This window comes from Paenibacillus sp. MCAF9 (genome assembly GCF_052114265.1).
In the GTDB taxonomy this organism is placed as follows: Bacteria; Bacillota; Bacilli; order Paenibacillales; family Paenibacillaceae; genus Pristimantibacillus.
This window is the reverse complement of the sequence record NZ_JBFREL010000036.1, coordinates 30,593-54,183: the sequence shown is the minus strand read 5'-3', so window position 1 is coordinate 54,183 and position 23,591 is coordinate 30,593. Positions and strand designations below refer to the sequence as shown.

Sequence of the window (23,591 nt, the reverse complement as noted above, 5' to 3'; positions counted from 1 at the left end):
TTGTGAATTAATTCACGTTGTAAGGGCGGCTGCCATAGCAGACTACCCTCTACACATCCCATAGGAGGCGTTTTTTATGACGATGAACATTGCTGTTATTGGCTGTACACATGCAGGAACTGCTGCAATTAAACAAATGGCTGCACTTTACCCGGAGGCCAACATTACCGTTTATGAACGGAATGACAATATCTCGTTTCTATCGTGCGGCATCGCACTGCATGTTGGCGGTGTAGTTAAAAATGCTGAGCAGCTATTTTATGCTTCGCCCGAGCAGCTCGCTGAGCTTGGCGTGAAGACGCATATGCGACATGATGTGCTTGCAGTAGATACGGATGCTAAACAAATTAAGGTCCGAAATCTTGTAACGGGCGACGAATTTACTGAAAGCTACGATAAGCTCGTCGTTACAACAGGCTCGTGGCCGATTATTCCGCAAATGGACGGCATCGGGCTTGAAAATATCGTTCTTTGCAAAAACTACAACCATTCGAAAGAAATCATCGAGAAAGCAAAAACAGCGAACCGCATTGCAGTTATCGGAGCCGGCTACATCGGTATTGAGCTCGTAGAAGCATTTGAACAGCTTGGCAAACAGGTAACCTTAATCGACAATATGGAACGCATTTTATATAAATACTTGGATCGTGAATTTACAGATGTTACAGAGCAAGCGTTGGTTGATAAAGGGATAACCATCGCAACTGGTCAGACGGTTACTTCGTTCAAGGGCAGTGAGGGTCATGTAAAGACGGTCATCACGACAGCTGGAGAATATGAAGCAGATCTCGTCGTGCTTTGCATCGGTTTCCGTCCTAACACTGAGCTGCTGAAAGGCCAAGTTGACATGCTTCCAAACGGCGCAATTATTGTGGATGATTATATGAGAACGAGCAAAGCTGATGTATTTGCTGCTGGCGACAGCTGCGCCATCCACTATAATCCAACAGGGCAAAACGCTTATATTCCTTTAGCCACAAACGCTGTCCGCATGGGAACGCTCGTAGCCAAAAACCTGATGAAACCAACGGTCAGATATCTCGGAACACAAGGCACGTCGGGCATTAAAATTTACGATTATAACATTGCATCGACTGGTCTAACGGAAACAGGCGCACTTGCTGCGGGAATGAATGTGAAAAATGTCACAATCATTGATAGCTACCGACTTGAGTTCATGCCTACCTTTGAGCAAGTGACTTTAAAGGTCGTATATGAAGCGGATAACGGCAGAATCGTTGGCGCACAGGTGTTATCGAAGGTTGATCTCACCCAGTCGATTAATACGTTGTCGGTATGCATCCAAAACGGAATGACGATGGAGGAATTAAGCTACGTCGATTTCTTCTTCCAACCGCATTACAATAAGCCATGGAACATGCTTAACCAAGCTGGCTTGCAAGCTGTATAATTTTATAAAAGCTGCAAGGATGGCACTCCGCCATCCTTGCAGCTTTTTGATTAAAATAACAAAAGCCTCCCTTTAACATGCGGCTCTTGCCTATTCACTACAAATTATCAGCCGGCGGCTTTCCGAAATGAGGGGTTCCATCGGCGTTCCACGTAAATACCTTGGCGCGGGCGTGACGATTGGGATCAAATAACGGATCGCCTTCAATGTCCTTGTAGCTGCGAGCATGATAGATCAAAATATCCTGTTCCCCATCCTCAGACACGGTGAAGCTATTGTGCCCTGGCCCATATTGACTATTTTCAGGGCAGCTTGTAAACACTGGCGTCTGCGTCTTCACCCATGAGCGCGGATCAAGCAGATCACTGTTCTCCTCAGCAGTCAACAAACCCATCGCATAGTTATGATTGGTGGCGCTGCCGGAGTAGGTCATAAATATTTTCCCGCCCCGCTTCAGGACAGCCGCTCCCTCATTTACCATGAAACCAATGACTTCCCAGTCGAGCTCCGGCTTCGTAATCAATACCTGCTTGCTCTTCAGCGTCCAAGGATTGCTCATCGAAGCGATATACAAATTTGTATTGCCTTGAATGGCTGGGTCTTGCTGCGCCCATACTAAATATTGCTCGTCATTATGCAGGAAGCTTGTCGCATCAAGCGAGAAAGAATCCCAATCCGTAATGATCTGGCCCCTCTCCGTCCACTCGCCCTCAAGCGGGTTAGCCGAATCATTTTCAATAACATACATGCGATGCCTGAATGGCGCATCTGCCCTTGCGGCAGCGAAATATACATACCATTTTCCAGCGATAAAATGCAGCTCAGGTGCCCAAATATTGTGGCTCATTGGTCCCGAATCGTGTTTTTCCCATACCACAACCTGCTCAGCATCGGTAAGTCCTTCCAGCGTTTGTGCTCTTCGCAGCTCAATCCGATCATACTCAGGCACAGAACCTGTGAAATAATAATACCCGTCTGTATGCTTCACTACCCACGGATCTGCTCGTTGCTCGATTAACGGATTTCGCAGCTGCTTCTGCGACTGTTCAGATGCTTGTGTGCTCATGTTTCTCTCAGTCCTCCAGCTAATATTTCTATTTTTATAAAATAACTTCATTGATTCATTACTATAAATACGAAGGGTTGCACCGGTCTAAATATAAATTGTCAAGGTTTCTCTTTGCATATAAAATAGATAAGATATATCAGAATAACATTTTCATTAACGAATTCGACTTCATATTTTCAATCACAAGCTGTAAGGCAAATCCAATGTTAAAAAATTGAGCGGAGTGAATGTATGAAAATTGATATTTCAGATACTCATTTACCCATCTATGAAGCATTAGCCAGCGATGTAAGGCTTAAAATCATACAGCTGCTTGCTCTGCAGGAGATGAACATCAAGGATCTCGCACAAGCGCTCGAGCTGAGCAGCCCCATTATGACGATGCATGTGAAAAAGCTCGAAAAAGCTGGTTTAATCAGCTCCGAGATGGTTTCCAGCAGTGGCGGAACCAAAAAAATGTGCAAACTTATCACAGATAGCATTGAGATAGATTTCCCGTCAACACGGCGCCCAGCGCTTCGCACTTATCATGAGTCCATCATTTCCATCGGCCACTACACCGACTTTGAAGTGGAGCCTACCTGCGGCCTCGCTACGACTGCTAAAGTCATTGGCATGTTCGATGAGCCTCGTTTTTTTCTTGATCCTGATCGCATCAATGCCAGAATCTTATGGTTTAGCAGCGGCTTTATTGAATACAAAACAGCCAACTTCTTATTGAAAAGCGAGAAGCCTACTGAGCTCGAAATTTCGTTTGAAATTTCCTCCGAGGCTCCTTTTGCCAATGACAATTGGCCCTCCGACATTTCCTTTTACTTAAATGACACCAAAATCGGCCTATGGACGAGTCCTGGCGACTTCGGCGGCAAACGCGGAAAGTATACCCCCGATTGGTGGTGGGATGAAATTAATCAATACGGCCTGTTGAAGGTGCTGAAGATTACACAAGCCGGAACCTTCATCGACGGTCAGCAAATATCCGATGTTACTCTTGATGATGTCAACATATTAAGCAAGCAATGGAAATTCCGCATAGCTGTGGAGAAGGACGCCGAAAATGTCGGCGGCGTTACGTTATTCGGCTCTGGGTTTGGCAATTACAATCAAGACATCGTCTTTAAGCTTTATTATGAAAGGAACGAATAAGAGCTAGCGGCGCGAGCTGCTAGCTCTTCATCCCCTTTTTACGGTAAATTTTTCAGCCTAAAGATCGTAATGGATTGTTTCGCAAGCTCCAGCGTAAATGTGTTAGACAACCCATCAACAGCCTGCTCCTTAGGCAGCACGGCCGCAGGCTTCGCAAACGAATTCTCCACACCCATATCCGCTTGGAGCGACAGCTTCGTTCCTTGCGGGGCTATCGTTTTCCCCTTTACTTCAATAGACGCATTCACTACATAGTCATTGGCATTTACGATTTTCAGAATGATCTCATCCGTCTTCTCATCTCTGCCCGCTATGAAATAAAACGGCTCCTCACCTTGTATACCGCCACGTCCAGCCTCGTACGTTTCGCCGCTGCGCATGCGAATTGAAGCTGGCAGTACCGAGCTCGCAACATGATTGCTGAACATTTGCTGCACATAATAGTTCGGAGTCCCGTATACTTCAGCATTATTGAACCAAATTAGATCCGGCGACCACTGTGTATACCCTTCCTTACCGAACAATGGTGCATAGGAAGCCATAGCTACAACATCAGAATTCCGTTCCAACCCGACCATGAACGCCGCTTCAGCCAGCGCTGAACCGAAGCTGTTGCTGCGTTTGCCGTTATGTGCTGCATATTCGCCTACGAACACTCTCGGCCCGTTCCGATCATACGTATCATATCGATTCGAATTCGCTATAAACCAATCAGGATTCATATAATAATGCTCATCAACGATATCTGTCGGCTTATCCTTCTGCCACCGCCAAGCATCATCAAATATAGGACCAGAAGGCGAAGGACCTGCGGACGCAATAAGTTGAATATTGGGATACTTCTCTTTAATCGCAGCTGCAAACATTTCGTATCTTATAAAATAATCCGTACCCCAATGCTCGTTGCCAATCGCAAGGTAATGAAGCCCAAACGGCTCAGGGTGTCCATTCTTCGCCCGCTTCGCTCCCCATTTGCTCGTTGAAGAACCATTTGCATATTCGATCAGATCAAGCGCATCTTGGATATAAGAAGCAAGCTCCTCTATCTGCGCTACGTCTGACTGACGGAATTGATCGCCCATTCCTGCATTTACGACAGGCAGCGGTTCTGCTCCAAGATCTTCGCTTAGCTGGAAATACTCATGGAAGCCAAGCCCGTAGCTTTGATAATAAGGTGCCGTTAAGGCGCCGCCCCACATATTCGTATTTTGCTTTCGTTCGGACGGATCTCCAATGGAGTCCTTCCAATTGTAGCGATTGCCTATCCCATCTCCGCCAACGATGCTGCCTCCGGGGAACCTTACAAATGACGGCTTCAAATCAGCCAGCATGCGGACAAGGTCTGAACGCAAGCCGCCTGGCCTATTCTTCCATGTGGATTGCGGGAATAACGAGATCATATCAACGTCGATTTGACCGTTACCATTCGCGCCCAGTACCAGTCTTCCGTTCAGAGCTGCTTCAGAAGCCGTTATTGTCCCCTTCAGCTTCGTCCATTCCGCTCCCATTTTTTCGTCTGTGATTACCGTTTCGCCTAGCCTTTTGCCGCTATCGTCTTCTAGATAAGCAGTAAGCTTAAGCGCTGCATGGTTGCTGCTTCTTGCATACATCGAGAAATCATATTTCTCACCTTGCTGCAAAGCGATTCCGCCAAAGCCGCTATTTACAATTGCAAACTCATCCTCTTTGGCTGGGGCCCTCACCTGCATCGATAAATAATGTGGATTGTTTGCGTTCAGCGGCGCTTTATCCGCAACTTCTACTGCTCCGTCTCCAGATCCAGCTTTTCTTATCGCCCAGTTCCAGAATGAATTGCCGAATTCGAAGGAGCGATTTTCAATCAATTCTGCATACACGCCGCCATCACCGGCAAAATTGATATCCTCAAAGAAAATCCCATATAAGGTATCACTTACAGGAGCGCCCGTCTGATCCGCTTGAATGGAAATCGCGTAATCCGCTGCCTCTTCCTCCCATATGCGAAGCGGTATTTTTTTCTCCCCCGCTGCTTTTCCTTTGTTGACCATTGCCGTTAACGTTGCTTCAACATCTCCATGTCCGCTTGCCGGTCTAGTAACTGTGCCATCTGGGGCAACTGTTTCTTCATGATCAGAGGACCAGACAATGCTTGTGCCACCCGGTCCACTGCGCGGCAGCTCTAAAGATTCCATAACACGGCTGCTGCTTGGAAGAGATAACCACTCTACCGCAAAAGCAACGGTATCCTGATCGTTCATCCCTTCAGTCAGTTGATCAGCAATTTCATCAACGGATAGAGCTTCGCTATAAATCCGCACCTCGTCTACTTGGCCGGATAAATACGGGTCGACGTCAAACTGCGATTTTCCGATATAGTTGCCTGTCGTGCCCGCCATATCACTCGGCTTGATCGATAGATCATCATTGCGGGCGATTTCATGCCCATTCAAATAAAGAATGCCCGTGCTGCCAGACCAAGTGAAGGCAACATGCGTCCAGCTGTCCGCCGGAAACTCCGTTTCGGTGCTGATCATTTGCTCGCCGCCGCCATTCTTGATCGCAAGCTTCATCTTGCCTGTTTCTGACATCGGGGTGAGAAACAAATAACGATCCACTCCATTGCCGAAATCGAAGATTCGCTGCCACATTCGCAGATCGTTAATATTAACCCATGCGGATATCGTCAGCTCTTCCAAACCATTCAAAATTGCCGTAGGCATCTCCGCATAGGCGCTTGATCCGTCCAGCTGCAAGCTGCTTCCGAACTTGCCCTCTTTCTGCAGAACGCCGCCGCTCAGCATCCCAGTATTATCATGACCTGATGCGTCCAGCAATTCATTCGGTGAAGCGCTCAGCTCCGACTTCTCCGCATGATCGAAAGTGTAGCGCAGCAGCAAACAATTTTGATAAGTCTGCTGCTCATCTCGCTGGGCTGTTTCCTTTATCTTAGGCTCCTGCCCCTGGCTGAAGACAATCCAGATAACAGCTGCCACCAATACCAGCAGCAATATGGCAGTCAGCTTCTTCAGACGTATGTCAATCAAGCTGCATCTCTCCTACTATTCACCTGCGATACCGGAACGTTCGACGCTCTCGACGAAATAACGCTGCGTGAACATGTACAAAATAAGCACCGGCAGGATCGTTAGCATAACCCCAGCCATCACTTGGTTTTGCAGCGTCGGCGCCATGCCGAGCGTACCTGAGGATACCGAGCTGGATGCCTGCTGAAGATCCAGATTCGCATTGCCGTTGAAGAAAGCCATATTTTGCGCCAGATTGAAATACTCTGGAACGAGTAAATACATATTCGGCTCAAACAGGTCATTCCAGTGCCACACGACCGAGAACAGGAAGACAACCAGCATGGCGGGTTTCGCGAGCGGGAACATAATCATCCAGTACGTCCGGAACGCACCCGCGCCATCGATTCTTGCCGCTTCCTCCAGCACATTCGGCAGCGTTCGGTAAAATTGAATAAAGATAAGGACGAACAAAGAGCCTTTCAGTCCGTGTCCAAGCAGCGCCGGCACAACGAACGGCAGATGCGTATTTACCCAGCCCAAGTCGAGGAAAAAGGTAAACAACGGCACAACGATCGTCTGCGGCGGCACAAGAAATGTAAATACAACCATCGCCAGAAACAACGCTTGACCGGGAAATCGGTAACGTGCGAAGCCGTATCCTACAATTGAACAGCTTACGACTTGAAGCATCGCGCTGCCAAATGAAATGATGGAGCTGTTCAGCAGTCCCGGCCAGAAGTTAATTTCCTCCATTGCGATCGAATAATTCGTTAGATTAAACTGCTTCGGAATCCACTGAATCGTAGCATCCGCCACATCCTCCGGCCGCATCAGCGATTTTGATACCATATAAAGCAGCGGATAAACGAAAACAAACGCCAAGCTGAGAATAACGACATAATAGAAAATCGTTCCGATTACGCCGCGTCCGCGCTTTATCCAAGTAATCTTCCAGACCTCTTCCGCTTTGCCTTGAAGGTCGGCATATTTTTCGGTCATGCTAGGTGAATTCATGCCCTCTACCCCCTACCTTCGGTTGCTGACAAGCTTTTGCGGAAGATGAAGAATACGACCGCTAGCACAACCGAAATCACAATAAAGTAAATCCAGCCCATTGCCGAGCCATAAGCGTAATTATTCGTTTTGAACACATTGTTCATAATGTGATTCATAATTTGGTTATCTGTTTTGGTGAATGAGTTGACGACGCTGTAAAGCGTGTTGACGAACAGCATCGGCATAATCATCGGAAACGTAATCTTCCAGAAGCTTTCCCATTTTGTTGCGCCATCACATTTGGCTGCTTCATATAACGCTGGCGAGATCGTCTGCAAACCCGCGATGAAAATCAATATTTGCACGCCCGAATCCCACATGACGAGGGTTAAAGAATCTGCATATTGAAGCAGCGGGTCCAAGATGCTGTCCGGTATAAATGCATTTAGCTTGCTGTAAAGATCGTATTGATAGAAGATCGGGAGCTGAGCAGCACCCTGCTCCAGGAGCTCCCTCAAGATGGCGCCGGAAGCGATAATAACCGGCAGAAAGAATATGCCGCGGAACAACGTACGACCGCGAAACGGACGATTAAGCAGCAATGCACTAAACATCGCAAAAATTAGAATAAGCGGTACCTGCGTCAGCATCGTTGTCAGCGTTGCTTGCAGCAGCGGCACAAAATCGATGTCTGTCGTAAAGGCGGCACGGTAATGGGTCAAGCCAGTGTAAGATGCCTTTAGCCCTGCCTTCGTAACCTCCAAATTGTTAAGCGAATAATAAAGTGATTTGCCAAGCGGAATGACCATGAACAGTAAGAAACCGACAACCCATATGGAAATGAACGAGTATCCCTCAAAGATGTGGCGGCCTCTCATCGAGAGTCCAAATTTTTTGCCCATGCTCATTTCCCTCCGTTTCGCATGAGATATCCTGCCGCAGGAATAGATAAGCCGTCAACCGTCACTGAAGCACTGCCATAATTGACAATAACCTTTGTTCCATTCGCATACGTTGTTTGATATACGTTATTGCTCAGCTTCTCATGATCAGCAATCGTCTGATTAGCTATCGCTTTGTAAATAGACTCAAGCTCGTTATATTGCTGAACGGCATCATCAATCCATGTCTTGTATTCAGAGCTCCATAACCGATCCTCCAGCGTTCTTTGAAGCTTCGTTGTGGGCTCATAAGTCAGCTCTAGACTAGGCAGCGCACCATACTCTACCATCCGAAGCAGCTCGTTCTGGGCATCATTTCGCAAATTGATCGGATTAGCCGAGTAAGGCACCAGCCCTCGTACCGCAATCTGATAGAAAGGAACCGTCTCGTCATTGTAAATAAAATGGCTGGAATCAAGCGGTGCACCGCTAATCCCATCAATATGTCCAAGCATATAAGCAAATCCATAATCGACTGACGCTCCGCCAGTAGTCTCCCGAATGGCATCCGTTGCTTTCACCCAAGCTGATGCTGTCTCGCCGCGCGTTGTCAGCGACTTCGAATCGATATCGGAGTACAATGTATTTCCCCAAAAGCTAAGATGGACACCAGAGATGCCAAGCTTCGAATAATCCTTCAGCTCTTTGTTCAAATGTTTGCTGATGACACGCTCTGGCTTCATCCAATAGTAGAGTCTGCTGTCGTCATTCCATCTGCTGCCAATAAAATAATCAGTACTTGGCGCTACTTCACGATCCATGCCGCGAATGGCGTCCTTTGACTTCTTCATGCCGTCGCTATCCGCGATTGCGCGAGCATAGTTTGCTTCCAAATAAAGCGAAACCCCTTTATTAGCGGCATAGGCGGCAAGATCCTTCAAATCCTTTGCTCCGCCCAGCTTCTTCTCCACTGGAAAGTGATCCGGCTGATCGCCATATAAACCATCATCAGACCATCCGGAAAACGTAAGCTCTAAATTCGCGATTCCTTTTTTCTGAAAAGCATCAATAATTTCTCGCGCTTGATCGAATGTCGTCATCGAAATGAACGTATTGCCAAGCACCTCATCACGCAAAATACCGCCAAGCAGCTTCACCTTAAAGGGAACTGCCGTTTGCTCCAAAGGCTTAACTCCTTGCTCTTCTTTCAGAAATTTGCCGTATGCCTGTGCCATCCCGACGTAATCAGCTTCCTTGTCTTGAAGCAGTACGTAACGCAGCTGCCGATCGCCTTTGATCCAGTTGCCTTGGAAAAATGGGATTTCACCCGATGTCCCGATGAAAATAACATCGCTCCAGCGGTACACGAATTCCGCCGACGTCCGGTAATAGGAGATCGCGCGGATGCCTGACGGCGTTCCATTAATCTTCGCATCGTATTGACCTTTCGTTACGATACCGAGCGAACCTACATCGTCGCGGTAATTGCCGAATACCGGCAGCGCAACCATTTCTTTTGGAGCAAGCTTTTGCCGCCACATTTGATCAATATCCGTATGTGATTGCGTAACGTAAGCCGGGTCGGCGCCATAGATCATTTCGGAGTAGCCCGCAAAATACTGCGGATGCTTCGCGCTGTATTTCATAAGCGCGCCGGAGCCGTCCGGCAGGAAAATCGCTCCTTCCTCCGTATCCGCAGCAGCGTTCCAGAATGGCAGCGGCTCAATACTTACAAACTTTGCTTTGCCCGCTTCCTTAATGGATGCTTCCGGAATCGACAGCTCGAAGCCTTTCTCATTTAAACGATATTCAAGCGCAAACTCCAGCTTTTCCTTCACGAATTGGAAGGTTACTTTCGCCCCGCCATCAATCGTCTCGATCTTCAGCTTGTTTTCCTTTTCCTTTGCCAAATACGTTTGTACAGTATCCGAGCCCTCTGTATACTTCACATGAACGGCCGCATCCATAAACTTCTTATTATTAGGCATCGTCGTTCTAGGAAGCTGCGGCGTACCCAGCCATTCTTTCTTGGTTCGCTTGTCAACGAGGCGAACATTGCCTGTTTTATCGTCAATGTACATCTTGTAGCTGTCATTCTCCGCAATCTGCTTCGTAGCAGATACAGGATACAGCTTCACTTCGCCTTGGTCAGCAGGTTCCGCGGTCTCTGCAGTGGTCTCTGCAGCAGACTCTTCTGCTGGAGCCTCCGAAGCTGCAGTCGAATCCGAAGCCGCTGCGGCATCTTCATCCGTGGTCGTCTCCGACGCAGTCGCAGTTGCACTCTTGCCCGCATCTTCCTCTGCTTGAACACGGGTTTCGCCTTCCACGCTCCCGAAGTGAGGGAATATGCTGACAACGAGCAGCAATGCCACGATAATAAGCCATTTTCGTTGTTTCCTCATCTCGTCCACCTACCTTCGGAAGTTTATTTCTTTGAACATGTCGATTATAAAGTTAAGGAGTTGATTGATTAAGCCAAACATCAGAATGCCAATAAACCAAATAATTAATATGCCGACGATGCTCAGCACCGTAATCCAGATCATTTTGCCAAGCTCAAAATCATGAACGATTCTTACCTTAAGCAAGAGCAGCCACCCTACCCAGTAAAGAGTAAGATTGATTAAAAACGAATAAATAGAGCTTTCATCCAGCGCCAAAATATTCGTTAGCAGCGTGATTGGGATAATAAAGATCGCATAAGGAACCAGCGCAAATGCACTGCCGACAAACACTTCCTTAAATTTCCCTTCCCCTTCAAGAATCGCACTGACGCCCCAGTTCGATATCGTCCACGTTACCCATGGCACAACGATCCATATCAGCTCATGCACAAACGAGATCTCATACGTTTCTCTCGTCTCGAACGCATACCCCGTAATTAGAATGGCAACCATCCTCGCGATATAAGCCAGTGCGACGATGAACAACGCTTGCCCCCATTTAATGCGGCCCGGCTCCTGAATATCGTGGTAAAAATCGATCGGGTGCACGAGCACCTGCCGCATCATTTTAAACGTTGCGATCATAAGGCACTCCTCCCTTCACCTGAACCACTTTAGCCGACTTGCGGTCTTTCAGCATCGCAGAAGCTCTGCGCCAAACAAAAGGTATGATGTAGCGCAAAAGCACGATTAACACGATAATGGCTAAACATATCCATGCAAAATGCTCTCTAATATATTCCTTTCGATATTCCTTGAAAGCGACCGAGTAATCGTAACGCGATCTTGCCAGCTCAAAATACTCCATAGCTCCCTTATAATTTTCCGCTTTATAGAGAGACTTGCCGATTGCGAGATAGGCTAGATCAAAGTTTGCATTCAAATGCAAAACCTCGTTCCACATTCCCTCCGACTCTTTGTATCGTCCATCAACGAATAACCGCGATGCGTCATGCACCAGATCTGCAAATGGCGTCGTACGGAACAAATCGATGCGATTGCGTCCTTTATCGACCACATACACCGTGCCGTCTGCTGACTGATCAAGGCTTGATGGCGTGATAAACAAGCCGTTCTGATCGCCGAGCCCTCCGAACACGAACAAGAAATTTCCGAGCTTATCGTACTGATAAACTTTGCTGGACTGAAGGTCAAGTGCGGTGATAACACCGTCCTTATCTACAGCCAGATCAAGAAACGACGGTACTTCGAAAGGGCCAGCATCAAAACGTCCACCGTACCTTTTAGGAACAATATTGAGCGTATCCACACCAACAGGCGATAAACGCTTCAATTGGTTCATTTCTGTTCCAAGTGTGGACGTGTAAACGAAACCTTCCTCATCCTGCACCGCATTGGAGAACTCGAGCGGCTTAACGACCGACAATTTTGCCTTCTGCTCCTCCGTTGCAACGAGCTTAACGAACAATCTGCTCCAGCTGAAGCCTACATGATTCGCACCATAAAACCCTTTAAATTGCCCGTTCGGATCAATTTGAATGAGGCCCTGTGTGTTTCCGTCACTCACGACAAACATGTAATTCCGCTTATCCACGAGCAGCTTTGATGGAGAATAAGAGAAGGTTGCTCCGAGCAGCGGACTTTCAGGCTTGCCGAACTGCTTCTGGAATTTCCCGTTTTTATCAAAAATAGCGATTCGTTGGTTTTTGGTATCCGCTACATAGATGGTTCCATCCTGCTTCACGTAAACGCCTTTTGGCTCGTTCAGCTTGCCGTCGCCTTCTTCGTCGCCGATAATGTTCAGCACCTCATGCTTCCCATCCAAATGGACGACCCGGCTATTTCCTGTATCTACGATATAGATCGTTCCATCGTCAGCAAGGAAAATATCTTCTGGCGAGCTAAATGGTCCAGATGATAGGTTAAAACCATCAATTGAGCTCTCATACATGTACCCGTTGATCGAGTGAACATCTTGGCCCAGCTTATTTCTCGTATACCCTTCATAAGGAGAGGCCGCGAACGTTTGAACAGGTAGAGCTGTAACTAGCATCAGTAAAGCGATAGCTGTACTGACAACGAATCGGAATATCGTAGCCTGCTTCATCCCGGTTGTCCTCCTACTCTTTCAGACCTGAATGCGCCATCGTTTGCAGCACTAAGCGCTGCGTTACGATAAAGACGATTATCGTCGGCACAATCATCAATAAACTTGCCGCGGCAAGCGTGCCGACACGCGCAACCACGCCGTATCCACCGCTTAACGTCTGGATTGCCAGCGGCAGCGACTTCATATCCTGATCGGTCGTATAAACCATTGCTGGGTATGGATCATTCCAGGCTGATATGAAGCTGAATAATGCAAAGGTCGCGATGGCTGGCTTCAGCATCGGCATGACGACAACCCAGAACACCTTCCACTCGGATGCGCCGTCCATGCGTGCTGCCTCCAGCAAGGCATCCGGGATTTGGCGCAAAAACTGCGTCATGAGAAACATCCCTATCGGAGCCGCCAAATACGGCAAAATCATCGCCCAATACGTATTGATCAAACCGATTTTGCTAATGAGCAAATATTGCGGAATTTGCACGACCATCGGCGAGAACATAATAGCAAGCACGACCATGTTGAATATAGCGCTGCGAAACGGCATATTGTGCTTCGCCAGCGGATACGCTGCCATAGCCGATACGAGAATGCCAAACCCAACAATACAGGAGCTGATCAGCAAGCTGTTAAAAATAAACCTGGAGAACGGAACGCTTGTCGTTCCCGTTATGAGCAATAGATCGCGAAAATTGACTAATGTCGGATTGTTCACGAAAAATCGCGGTGGAAACAAGAACAGCTCGCTTGTTGGTTTAAAGGCTGTAGATACCATATAAACCAGAGGGGCAAGCATCAAGAGACCGAACAACGTTAGAAATAGATAAAGGAAAAACCCTCCCCAATCCTTCCTGCCTTTCACTGCGCCAGTCATATCGGTTCAGTCCTTTCCTAGCCATTTGAATATGAGACGGTTTAGTCCGATCATCATGACGAACAGCACAACCGCGATCGCCGCAGCGTAACCCATCTCAAACTTGATAAAGGCATAATCGAATAAATGTGTCAAAATCGTATGGCCTGCATAAAGCGGACTCGGCAATCCGACGAGTTGCACGCTCACATCAAACACGGTCAGTGAGCTAACAACCTGAAGCACTGCGCCGAACAGCAATTGCGGCTTTACGGATGGAACTGTAATATAAATGAGCTGCTGCCATCTATACTTAATTCCGTCGATTTCCCCAGCCTCATAAAGATCCTTCGGTACGTTCTGAAGGCCGGCTAGGAAAGCCAAGAACCCTACCCCCATCGACATCCATAGCGAGACAATGATGATCACGGGTACAATCGAATTAATGTTTTGCAAAAATAGATAAGGCTCGTCGATAATGCCCAGCTTCGATGCAAAATAGTTAAGCAAGCCTTTGCGGTCGCCCGCAAACAGGTAGAGCCATACGACCGACATCGCCGTAGCGCTCGTAATGGACGGCGTGTAATAACAAAGCGTATAGAAGAAGCGGTATTTTTGCGGAATTTGGCTAATGAGCCAAGCCAGCAAGAACGCCATTACATAGCCGACCGGCCCTGTAATGAACGCAAATTTCAACGTAATGCCAATCGCCTTAAGGAAAATATCGTCGTCGACAAACAACAGCTTGTAATTGGAGAGACCAATAAACTTTGGCGCCTCCAGAATGTTGTAATAGGTAAAGCTGAGTACAACCGAAGTGACGACCGGTACGATCGTAAACAAGGTGAACAGGATAAGAAATGGAGCGAGAAACAGGTAGGAAACCCTGTTTCTCTTCATTTCATGCCACAGCAAGGACAATTTGCTCGGTTTGCGGAGGCGTTCCGCTGCCGGAGTGACCACGGTTGCCGCTGAATCTGTGTTCATTTTCACGGGCTGTCGCCTCCTTTGGAAGTTGCTTGACTGGAAGATGCAGGCGCATCATTTAAACCAAATTCCTCGCGCTTCTTGCGCAATTCCTTATCGATTTCCTTAACGCCTTCCTCCACCGCTTCACGCGGTATTTTGCCGTTCAATACGATTTGGTTCCAAATATTCGCGATATGTCTGGTCGTATAGTAACCGCCAATGACAACCTCGCGCTCCTTGAACCATTCCCACTGCTCGAGAATCGCGTTAATATCAGAGGATTGCCAAGGCATCCGCTTAAGCGCCTCGATATTAGCGGTATTCCATCTTGCTTCTACGCCAAGCAGCGCTTCAAGCTCGGAGCCGAATCTTTCCTGCGTATCTGCACTCGTCCACCACTTCAGAAATTCCCATGATTGTTCTTTCATGTCGGTATCTTTGAAAATCATGCCCGTTTGCGCGAGGCCGCCGGTTGAACGGTTAATTTGCCCGTCCTCCTGCTCGATGCCCGGCATCGGCTTCATGCCCCACCAGCCTGTAAGCTCCGGCGCTGCAGTAGATAGCAGCACGTAAGTGGAATAGTCCGCCACCCCGATTGGCATTTCGCCGGAACGGAAACGGTTATAGAAATCGGCTTGCTTCGAAATTTTAAAGTTCGTGAACAATCCTGTCCAAAGCTTGAATGCCTTCATCGCCTCTGGCGAATCAAGGTTCGAATATTTACCGTCTTCACGGTAAAACTCGCTGTTTTGCTGGAACAGGAACGGCGCAAACTCATTAATCGCAAGCGCCGGATTATTCGGAGCATGCGGGTAGAAAAAGTCCATTCCGTTTTGCTGCAGGATCGGAATAAGATCCATAACCTCCTGCCAAGTGTCTGGAATTTCAGACTCGGAGATGCCCAGCTGCTGCATAATATCTTTGCGATAGAACAGCATGTTGAAGTTTTGATTTTCTGGCAACGCGTAGCTTCCGTTATTATATTTGTAAGGAATAAGTGCACCTGGCCTGAATCGAGCGGCCACTTCATCGTAATCGTCGTATTCCTCCAAGTTGACCAATCCATTGCGCACAGCATAATCAATTGGAATTTCACCCTCTACGCCAAGCGCAACATCTGGCGCTAAACCCGCCGTGCTTGCCAGCAAGAGCACCTGCATCTGCTGAGCCGGAATCACGTTGACATTTACTTTGATGCCTGTTTCTGTGGTGAAATCCTCATCAATCATTTGCTTAATAATGTCGACCCAGTCGCGCCCTCTCGCTACCCAAACGTCCAGCACCTTCTCGTCTTCATACACGTTGCCGATACCGCCGTAGTTTTTCGTGAACGAGCTCGTAAAGTCGTAAATCATCGTACCCGTTCTAGCCAGCCAGCCTGCATCAGGCTTCGGCCATGCCGTATCTGGCGATTTAATGATGAGATAATCAAGCAGCAAGCTCTGCTTGCTCAGACCATTCACCCATGTCCCAAGCGATGCCTGCAAATCATTGAATTGCAGCATGCGCCCTGGAATGGAGGTTGTATCGTTAGACATGCTGAGTAGCACGTCGCGCGCTTCGTAAAGCGGGCTTACTTCAGAGCTGCCCTTGTCAACGCCCAGCTCATAAAGACCTTTGATCGTATCGTCGAAGCTCTTGGCCATAAGCTGCAGGCGTTGTACGAGGTTCGCGATATTTTGCTCCAAGCGCCAGTCGCCATTCGGATCGGGGTTCGTACCCGTAACTTGAATAACCTCACGGCCGAGCAGTGACATTTTGCGTGTCGTATCTGTAACCGTCTCGAGCATACGCCCGAGCGCACCAACCTGAACCTCCATTCGAATCGTATGCTTGCCCTTTTCTAGATAATAGAGATAGGGCTCATTGCTCTCGCTGTCGCCGCCAAACTTAGCAACTTGGAACTCAGCCTTATAAGGAAAAGAAATTTCATTCATTTCTTTAAATGGCAGCTTGCCATCAATCGTTACCGTCCGCTGTGTTGGCATTCCGTTAAGAAACCATTGCCCATAACGTGCTCCGATTTCGTACAGTCCGCTTTCAGGCACCTCAATTTCCCATTCCGCCCACTGTCCGCCCGTTCGCCAGCTAGCGCCGCCAAACGTGTTAAGTACAATAGAATCTTTTTTGAATGGTTCTGTTAACGGCTCGCGATCCTCGATGCGCTTCAGCGTCGGATCGGATTTTAAGGTCGACAGCTCGGCCTGTGCCTTAATAAGCTGCCCTGCCGTTTTCTTGTAGCCCTTCTGTTCATATGTGCTGGCAACCTCGGCGTAAGTTGGTACCTTTACCGGCGAGTAAATGTCAATTTTCCCAATTGCCGCAGGCTCCCTAACCGCCTGAAGGCGCAGCGTATGCTTTCCCTTTGTCAGATAGAAACGAAACGGCTCGTACGTTTTGCCTTCTGCATCACGGAACTCCCGGTATTGCCAACCGAATGTCTCTTCCCTGCGCGGATTGAATTCATTATTCTGATTGTCAAACCATGTTTTTCCGGCTTCCTTCCACATCCTTTGGAATTCCAGCTTCTTCGCTTGGAAAAACGGATATTTTCCGTCAATTTGTAAGCTGCGAACGACGGATGAGCGCTTGCCCTCCATCGCGTAATAGCTCATTCCCATTTGATAATAGCCATCCTGCGGCACTTCAAAGGAATAATCCGCCCAGCTGTCCTCATCTATAAGAGCCAAGGCTTGACCTGACTGGTCACCTAAGCCCGAAACGATTTGTGTTCCTGTCTCGCTGATTCCCTCATAATCTGTAGAAGACAGCGTGATGCTGAAATCTGTCGTATCTGACGCTCCTTGTTCACTCCAGCTGTCTACATATTTATTAAAAGACGGCTCCAGCTTGCTGCTGGCGTCTTCACCTTCCAAAATTGACGATTGATCGATTCCAGCATCCAGCGCAATTCCAGCCATCGCATCATCGTTGTAGCCTCTTGAATTATTCCACCATAAAAAGAAGCAGACTAATGCGGCAATGACAACCAATGTTACCTTATACTTGCTTAGCCAATGAATCACCAAGGAGCACCCCCTTGCCATACTAGCGTAAACGGCTTGCGTCATTTTAAGGCGGCGCAGCTATCGTTTCGCGATAAATGTTAAAACGTATCGTTGTGTTATCATGCCGAATCATCCTTCAATGAAGGATGATTCGGTTTCCTGATAAAGAAAGCAAAATTATTGGGCGAGCTCTTTAATCAGTTTTTCCTTTTCGGCCTTCAGCTTGTTCTCAATGTTTTCTTGCGTTTGCTGAATGGCTGTTTTTGAATCAACGTTTTTATCAAGTGCGGCTAATACACCTTCAACCCATAAAGGCCATGCTAAACCGTCAAGACGAGTAAAACGTCTAATTGGAATGAGGCTGGCAAGCTCATTGTAGAACTTGTAATCCTCTTGGTCGCCGAGGTAAGGATTTGTATGTGACAGGTACCATTCTTGGCTTGTAATATGCTTGTAATCCGGTTGAACCGATTGTTCAATCCATAGTTTCCAAGCTGCTTCGGACGTTGTAATAAATTCTACGAATGCCCATGCTGCATCTTTATTGCTGCTTTGTGAAGGAATGACGAATGTCGATCCGCCCATACCAACGTTAAGTCCAAAAGGCATTGTTGTAGCTTTCCATTTGCCTTTTTGATCCGGGAAGTTGATTTCTAGATCACGTGCGCCGTAAGTTCCCGCTACGTACATCGGGGACTCGCCTTTTTTCACGCGCTGCTTGCCTTTATCACTGTAGATGCCGTCATGCGGAGCAATTTTCAATTGGTTTACTTGTTTTGAAATATCGAGGAATTTTACGAACTCATCCGTGTTGCGAACCCAGTTCATTTCGCTGTCGTAGTATCCAAGTGAATCGCCTAACCAGTGAACCGGTGAATCACGCCATTCCATGGAATACTTACCGTTTGCTTTCAACGTTTGAGCTAATGTGAAGAAGTTGTCTGGATCCTGAATGTATTCGCCAAGCTCGGCTGGATCAGATGGCAAGCCCAGCTCTTCAAAGATGTCTGCACGGTAGTAAGTTACAGCAGGTGTAACATCCCACGGCATACCTAACAATTTGCTGCCGTCAATGGACGACCAGCGGTTCCAGTTATACTCCGATACTAGGCTTTGATATTTGCCAGCATCATATTGCGGTTGAAGCAAATCCTCCAGCACATTTCCTGTGCTATAGCGTGTAAATTGGCCTTGCTCAACAAGTGCTACATCCGGTGCTCCTTTGCCAGCTGCCAAAGTCGTTTGCAGCTTATCATGCAAATCTCCGAAAGGTACAAAAATCGTTTTCAGCTTGATATTCGGATAAACTTCATTAAACGCCTTTTGAAGCGCAGCATCCTTCTCTTTGTTGTCAAGGAACGTCCAGAACGTTACTTCACCTGCAATCGACGGATCAATGGAGGACTTGGCAGCCCCGCCATCAGGCTCAGAATTATTAGCGGCCGGCTCATTTGTAGACGCTTCCTTATTGCCTTCCGTATTCGCAGGCGTATTTTCTTTACCATTATTAACGGTGTTTTTACCTGCACCGCTGGAGCACGCCGTTACGAGCATAATAAGAGCCAACATAAAAATGAAAGTGCTTGTTAACTTTTTCATCTAAAAAAGCCTCCTTCGTAATTTTGAATAAAGCGTTTACATTTTAACCCTTAAACGATATAGTCATTAATGCCTTGCTTGATTATGGTTCATAGCTGAGTAAACAGCGTTTAACATATTTGTTAATCAGAAACATTTTTTCGCAGGCATCAAAAACGATTTCTATCTTTTGTTTCTCTTGCTGCTATGACTCCCTCTAGTTATCAGCATTGTAAAAACTTAAACAACTCCAGCTTGCTCTCACTGCTCGGCTTCTGTTTTGAATCAAACATAAGCAGCTCTTGACTTAACAGCCCAGTTTGCTTATATTCTAGTTAATTTATTAACCGTATAGCGCGAACCTACATTATTGCATTAAAACATACGTAAACATATTCAGCTCAAGCTTCACCTCCATGAGAAATAACCATTATGTTAATCGATTAATGATTATGTTACATGATTTAGTTTAACACGTATTTTTACGTTTTCAAGTACTAAAATTCGATTCAAGCAAAATTTTCGTTCAACTATTTCCAATGCTGAATCACATTTTTATTTACAATCTGCTTAACACCCGCTGGATTGCCTCGTTTTTCATGTTTAAGCACAAAAAAATCACCCATTTCTGAGTGATTAGCATTTATATAAATATTTAATGTTGATCATTTCTTTACTCTGCTTCAATCGTAAACGGAACAATAAACGTTTTTCCTCCACGCTGAAATTGCCCCCACATTTTATATAAACCCGGTTCAGGGAAACGAGTCGAGAATTCAGCGGTCGGCCCATTTCTGTTGTCATCATTCGGATGGACATGCAGGTAACGGCTCCTATCCTCGCTCAAAATAACAACATGTCCGATAGCCCCTAAGTAAGGCTGTAAATCACTAATCGGTTCTTTCGTTTTTTCGTCGCTTAACGTGAATATCAAATCTGTCTCTTGATCGGCTTTGAATGAGGAAATATTCAAGGAAACAGCAATACCATCAACGATTTTTGTTAGGTTTTTATCCTTCTTCAGCGGCTCCTGAGCTTGCTTTGCTCCTGACACCTGTAGAAGGGACGTAACCGTCATCTGCGGAGAACCTGTCGGTATAAAATCTGCGAATAGCTTATAGTTTCCACTCTTGTTGAAGGATGCAGCTGCCTCGAACTTACCTTTCCCTTTATACTCAGGATGAATATGCATGAAGTCCTTCAAATCCTCGCTTACGAGAATGAGATGCATGAGCTTCTCATGATTGACATCATATTTTTCAATCGCCTTTCCCGCATGATCATAAAGAAACAGCTCGATATTTGTTTCTTTCCCAGGATCAGGACGCACCGGCGAATAGCGCCATTCCAGCTTAATATCGGCCGCTGACATTTGTTCTAAGCCGTTGTGGCCGCTATGATTTTCCGAAGAATCATGTTCCATTTCATCGCCTTGTGCATTAGCCGTATGACCACGATGCTCATCAGTGACAGCAACATTGCTCATAGCATGCTGGGAATGGTCACTCCCTGCCGGGCTTCCGCAGCCCGCTCCAAGCAAGCCAAGAATTATGATTCCCGCAGTTACTGTCCGCTTCCGATACTTTTTTGTATGCAAAGCCGATTTATTCATAACCATTCACCTCATGCGTTAAAATCTAATCTCATCCATTATTGCCCATCGACTTCAGCCTCAATCCTGCTAACGGACGATAGTATGCGTTATCCCAGTGCTTAGAATATTGTAATAAATAGTACCAAGTCATAGTACCTTGTTATATGATTATAGTAGATATTACCATCCGCTTAAGGAGAGGATCAGATGGATGATTTTAATGAGTATTTATCTACAACTAGAGAGAAATTGTTAAATGAAATATCATGCCTAGATGACGATGAATTCAATCGTACATTTGAAACTTCAATGTGGAGCATAGCTCAGGTTTGCCATCATTTATTGAAAACGGAAAATTTGTTTAGAAAGGCCATTTTGTTCGGGCTTAAGCAAAAGATTTTATCCAAAGCCGAACGTCAGCCTATTGAAATTGTGTTGGATAAGTCGGTGAAGTATCAAGCTCCCCAAATTTCAGAACCTGATTCAGGACCATTTCAAGTATCACAGATCATTCAATTATTAAGCGAATCAAGAATTAAATTAATGGATGTTCTTGTTAAGATTGAGGATAAATCTATTGTGGAGGAAATAGCAGTGAATCACCCGAGGTTTGGCAACTTGCCATTAGATCAATGGATCGAACTGCTATATTTGCACGAGCAGCGGCATACAGAGCAAATTAAAGATTTAAAAGCACTTCTTTAATATAAACATTACATCTATTGCTTTCATAATAAACGAAATCAGAACCAAAAAAAAGAGGGGCTGCATTCAGCCCCCTACCTGCTTTATTTTATACGATGTCGTAGCCTTGATCCTCAATCGCTGCTTTTACTGCCTCTATCGTAACCTTCGAATCATCGAAATCGACAGTTACTTTCTTGTTTGCCAAATCTACCTTGCCTACCGCTCCTACATTTGCAACGGCCTTCTCAACCGAACTGACACAATGACCGCATGTCATGCCCTCTACCTTCAATACTGCGTTTGCCATCATTAAAATCCCCTCTCCGTCTATTATTTCATTAGTTTGTTAACGGTTATTAGCAATTCATCGATAACTTCACTTTCGCCTGCTTGAATACGTTCAATTACGCAGCTTCGCATATGTCCTTCAAGCAGCAGCTTGCCGACACTGTTCAGAGCGGATTGTGCTGCGGCAATCTGATTAAGCACGTCATCACAATACGTATCCTTCTCTATCATCGCCTTAATGCCTCTAATTTGTCCTTCAATTCGGTTCAAGCGCTTTGTTAAATTGTCCTTCATTTGTGAGGAGTGATGACTCTTCCGCGGACCATTTGGGTCGCAGCAGTCATCCGGTGGATGGGAATGCTCATGACTCCCATCGATTATTGCATCATTGTCCATTTCGCATACCTCCATGGGGTATTACTTGATAAATTTATAATACCATACCCCTAAGGGGTATGTAAATACTCTTATTAATAATGTAAATTTATCCCTTATATTACACTTTTATTCTTTTCTCTATTATGCTACGATCATCCTCGTGTTCATCCTAAACCACATCGAATCGGAGGAATATCAGTTAATGGATTATTATGCACATGTCAAATGGTTTACAGACATCATCGCGGAGAAACAACCGCTTGCCGCCATTCTTTCTCCTTTTTTCATGAAGCTGGCAATCATCGTCACCGTTTTGCTCGCCGTGCTAACCAAGTTCCTTCCTGAGTTATCGAGCTCAAATTTGTCTACAAAAGTGGATCGTCAGCTCGTTAAGCTCCGGCGATATTCCTTACCCATCCTAAAGTACGGCACAGCTGCTGCTCTTCTCATTCAAGCAGCTTCTGGAACACGCTTCGCACTGGAATTTAAGCTTACAGACGGCTGGCATACGATCCTAATGTGGGCTGCAATCATATTACTGCTTATTCCGCGGCATTATGCAACAAAAATTGGTGCGCTTGTGCTGCTCTTTCTGTTCATTGAAACAGGCATTGAAGCCGGAATATTTCATATGCTTGATTATGGTTTTTATTTGGCCATTATCGGCGCCCTGCTGCTCGAGAAAACCAAACTATCTGAATGGGGATTCCCCCTTCTCTATTTGGGAACAGGCTTATCGCTTTGCTGGGTCGCCGTAGAAAAATGGATTTACCCGACAATGGCAGAGGACATTATTATTAAACATCACGTACCCACGTTTGGTTTTGACAACTCACTATTTATCGTCATGGCTGGTTTTATTGAGTTTGTGGTCGGTTATTTACTCGTAATCGGTATTTTAAACCGAATGTTGTCTGTGGTGCTAACCTTCATTTTCATCTCCGCAACGATGCTTTTTGGCATGAAAGAGCTGATTGGTCATTTTATGATTCACATCGTACTGCTTTTGTTTATTATCGAAGGCGCTTGCATCTATAAGAAACCGCTCTCCGTTTATCGCACGACGTTCACGCAAATGGTGTTTGTTCCGCTTAATTTTATTTTCGTACTAGCTACCTACCTCCTCCTGTATTATCGCTTCGCTTAACTCTTATTGGAATCATTCCGGAGCCCACTTTTTTTTCGTGTTTGACACAGCCATAATATTACTTCTATA

At 46.3% G+C, this 23,591-nt stretch carries 18 protein-coding genes; 4 read left to right on the top strand and 14 right to left on the bottom strand.

Annotation, left to right across the window (positions count from 1 at the left end):
• Window positions 1–82 precede the first annotated feature (82 nt).
• A complete protein-coding gene (locus tag AB4Z45_RS29435; protein ID WP_441912880.1) occupies window positions 83–1,411 on the top strand; it encodes an FAD-dependent oxidoreductase in 1,329 nt (442 codons plus the stop codon).
• A gap of 97 nt (window positions 1,412–1,508) precedes the next feature.
• Here AB4Z45_RS29435 and AB4Z45_RS29430 read toward each other — a convergent pair whose 3' ends face one another.
• A complete protein-coding gene (locus AB4Z45_RS29430; protein WP_441912871.1) occupies window positions 1,509–2,477 on the bottom strand; it encodes a glycoside hydrolase family 43 protein in 969 nt (322 codons plus the stop codon).
• Between the two features lie 234 nt (window positions 2,478–2,711).
• Between AB4Z45_RS29430 and AB4Z45_RS29425 the strand changes: the two genes are divergently transcribed.
• Window positions 2,712–3,626: an ArsR/SmtB family transcription factor gene (locus AB4Z45_RS29425; protein WP_441882668.1), complete on the top strand. Its 915-nt coding sequence runs from the start codon at window positions 2,712–2,714 to the stop codon at window positions 3,624–3,626.
• Between the two features lie 38 nt (window positions 3,627–3,664).
• Here the strand turns inward: AB4Z45_RS29425 and AB4Z45_RS29420 are convergent, their stop codons facing one another.
• The 11 genes from AB4Z45_RS29420 to AB4Z45_RS29370 form a co-directional block, all read right to left on the bottom strand.
• A complete protein-coding gene (locus tag AB4Z45_RS29420; protein WP_441912870.1) occupies window positions 3,665–6,649 on the bottom strand; it encodes a LamG-like jellyroll fold domain-containing protein in 2,985 nt (994 codons plus the stop codon).
• Between the two features lie 15 nt (window positions 6,650–6,664).
• Complete coding sequence (locus AB4Z45_RS29415; protein ID WP_441912869.1) at window positions 6,665–7,645, bottom strand: carbohydrate ABC transporter permease; 981 nt, start codon at window positions 7,643–7,645, stop codon at window positions 6,665–6,667.
• Between the two features lie 5 nt (window positions 7,646–7,650).
• Entirely contained in the window at window positions 7,651–8,529 is an 879-nt protein-coding gene (locus AB4Z45_RS29410) for a carbohydrate ABC transporter permease (protein ID WP_076267167.1), read from the bottom strand.
• Window positions 8,530–8,531: 2 nt separating this feature from the next.
• Window positions 8,532–10,910 carry a DUF5696 domain-containing protein gene (locus AB4Z45_RS29405; RefSeq protein ID WP_441912868.1) on the bottom strand — a complete coding sequence of 793 codons (2,379 nt, stop codon included), beginning with the start codon at window positions 10,908–10,910 and terminating at the stop codon, window positions 8,532–8,534.
• Between the two features lie 9 nt (window positions 10,911–10,919).
• The gene (locus tag AB4Z45_RS29400) at window positions 10,920–11,537 is read right to left on the bottom strand and encodes a YIP1 family protein (RefSeq protein WP_076267169.1); all 618 of its coding nucleotides are present in this window, start codon (window positions 11,535–11,537) and stop codon (window positions 10,920–10,922) included.
• Window positions 11,521–13,020 carry a hypothetical protein gene (locus AB4Z45_RS29395; protein ID WP_441912867.1) on the bottom strand — a complete coding sequence of 500 codons (1,500 nt, stop codon included), beginning with the start codon at window positions 13,018–13,020 and terminating at the stop codon, window positions 11,521–11,523. The genes AB4Z45_RS29400 and AB4Z45_RS29395 overlap by 17 nt, the downstream gene beginning before the upstream one ends.
• A 13-nt stretch (window positions 13,021–13,033) precedes the next feature.
• Window positions 13,034–13,894 carry a carbohydrate ABC transporter permease gene (locus AB4Z45_RS29390; RefSeq protein ID WP_256710834.1) on the bottom strand — a complete coding sequence of 287 codons (861 nt, stop codon included), beginning with the start codon at window positions 13,892–13,894 and terminating at the stop codon, window positions 13,034–13,036.
• Between the two features lie 6 nt (window positions 13,895–13,900).
• Window positions 13,901–14,860: a carbohydrate ABC transporter permease gene (locus AB4Z45_RS29385; protein ID WP_076267399.1), complete on the bottom strand. Its 960-nt coding sequence runs from the start codon at window positions 14,858–14,860 to the stop codon at window positions 13,901–13,903.
• 2 nt (window positions 14,861–14,862) lie between these two features.
• The gene (locus AB4Z45_RS29380; protein WP_441912866.1) at window positions 14,863–17,868 is read right to left on the bottom strand and encodes an extracellular solute-binding protein; all 3,006 of its coding nucleotides are present in this window, start codon (window positions 17,866–17,868) and stop codon (window positions 14,863–14,865) included.
• Between the two features lie 159 nt (window positions 17,869–18,027).
• Window positions 18,028–19,449 (bottom strand): ABC transporter substrate-binding protein, encoded by a 1,422-nt coding sequence (locus AB4Z45_RS29375; RefSeq protein WP_441912865.1) that lies wholly within the window; start codon window positions 19,447–19,449, stop codon window positions 18,028–18,030.
• Window positions 19,450–20,101: 652 nt separating this feature from the next.
• A complete protein-coding gene (locus AB4Z45_RS29370; protein WP_441912864.1) occupies window positions 20,102–21,040 on the bottom strand; it encodes a hypothetical protein in 939 nt (312 codons plus the stop codon).
• A gap of 189 nt (window positions 21,041–21,229) precedes the next feature.
• On the opposite strand from AB4Z45_RS29370, the gene AB4Z45_RS29365 reads away from it, so the two are divergent.
• Window positions 21,230–21,727 carry a DinB family protein gene (locus tag AB4Z45_RS29365; RefSeq protein ID WP_441912863.1) on the top strand — a complete coding sequence of 166 codons (498 nt, stop codon included), beginning with the start codon at window positions 21,230–21,232 and terminating at the stop codon, window positions 21,725–21,727.
• Between the two features lie 88 nt (window positions 21,728–21,815).
• Here the strand turns inward: AB4Z45_RS29365 and AB4Z45_RS29360 are convergent, their stop codons facing one another.
• Window positions 21,816–22,016 (bottom strand): copper ion binding protein, encoded by a 201-nt coding sequence (locus AB4Z45_RS29360; RefSeq protein ID WP_441912879.1) that lies wholly within the window; start codon window positions 22,014–22,016, stop codon window positions 21,816–21,818.
• A 23-nt stretch (window positions 22,017–22,039) separates the two neighbouring features.
• Window positions 22,040–22,393 (bottom strand): metal-sensitive transcriptional regulator, encoded by a 354-nt coding sequence (locus AB4Z45_RS29355; RefSeq protein ID WP_441912862.1) that lies wholly within the window; start codon window positions 22,391–22,393, stop codon window positions 22,040–22,042.
• Between the two features lie 184 nt (window positions 22,394–22,577).
• On the opposite strand from AB4Z45_RS29355, the gene AB4Z45_RS29350 reads away from it, so the two are divergent.
• Window positions 22,578–23,522 (top strand): hypothetical protein, encoded by a 945-nt coding sequence (locus AB4Z45_RS29350; RefSeq protein ID WP_441912861.1) that lies wholly within the window; start codon window positions 22,578–22,580, stop codon window positions 23,520–23,522.
• Window positions 23,523–23,591: the final 69 nt, after the last annotated feature.

Coding starts and splice junctions, on each gene's coding strand:
- AB4Z45_RS29410 (WP_076267167.1), bottom strand. CDS start 8,529: ATGGGCAAAAAATTTGGACTCTCGATGAGAGGCCGCCACATCTTTGAG.
- AB4Z45_RS29425 (WP_441882668.1), top strand. CDS start 2,712: ATGAAAATTGATATTTCAGATACTCATTTACCCATCTATGAAGCATTA.
- AB4Z45_RS29415 (WP_441912869.1), bottom strand. CDS start 7,645: ATGAATTCACCTAGCATGACCGAAAAATATGCCGACCTTCAAGGCAAA.
- AB4Z45_RS29375 (WP_441912865.1), bottom strand. CDS start 19,449: ATGAAAAAGTTAACAAGCACTTTCATTTTTATGTTGGCTCTTATTATG.
- AB4Z45_RS29395 (WP_441912867.1), bottom strand. CDS start 13,020: ATGAAGCAGGCTACGATATTCCGATTCGTTGTCAGTACAGCTATCGCT.
- AB4Z45_RS29435 (WP_441912880.1), top strand. CDS start 83: ATGAACATTGCTGTTATTGGCTGTACACATGCAGGAACTGCTGCAATT.
- AB4Z45_RS29370 (WP_441912864.1), bottom strand. CDS start 21,040: ATGAATAAATCGGCTTTGCATACAAAAAAGTATCGGAAGCGGACAGTA.
- AB4Z45_RS29430 (WP_441912871.1), bottom strand. CDS start 2,477: ATGAGCACACAAGCATCTGAACAGTCGCAGAAGCAGCTGCGAAATCCG.
- AB4Z45_RS29365 (WP_441912863.1), top strand. CDS start 21,230: ATGGATGATTTTAATGAGTATTTATCTACAACTAGAGAGAAATTGTTA.
- AB4Z45_RS29390 (WP_256710834.1), bottom strand. CDS start 13,894: ATGACTGGCGCAGTGAAAGGCAGGAAGGATTGGGGAGGGTTTTTCCTT.
- AB4Z45_RS29355 (WP_441912862.1), bottom strand. CDS start 22,393: ATGGACAATGATGCAATAATCGATGGGAGTCATGAGCATTCCCATCCA.
- AB4Z45_RS29360 (WP_441912879.1), bottom strand. CDS start 22,016: ATGGCAAACGCAGTATTGAAGGTAGAGGGCATGACATGCGGTCATTGT.
- AB4Z45_RS29385 (WP_076267399.1), bottom strand. CDS start 14,860: ATGAACACAGATTCAGCGGCAACCGTGGTCACTCCGGCAGCGGAACGC.
- AB4Z45_RS29405 (WP_441912868.1), bottom strand. CDS start 10,910: ATGAGGAAACAACGAAAATGGCTTATTATCGTGGCATTGCTGCTCGTT.
- AB4Z45_RS29400 (WP_076267169.1), bottom strand. CDS start 11,537: ATGATCGCAACGTTTAAAATGATGCGGCAGGTGCTCGTGCACCCGATC.
- AB4Z45_RS29350 (WP_441912861.1), top strand. CDS start 22,578: ATGGATTATTATGCACATGTCAAATGGTTTACAGACATCATCGCGGAG.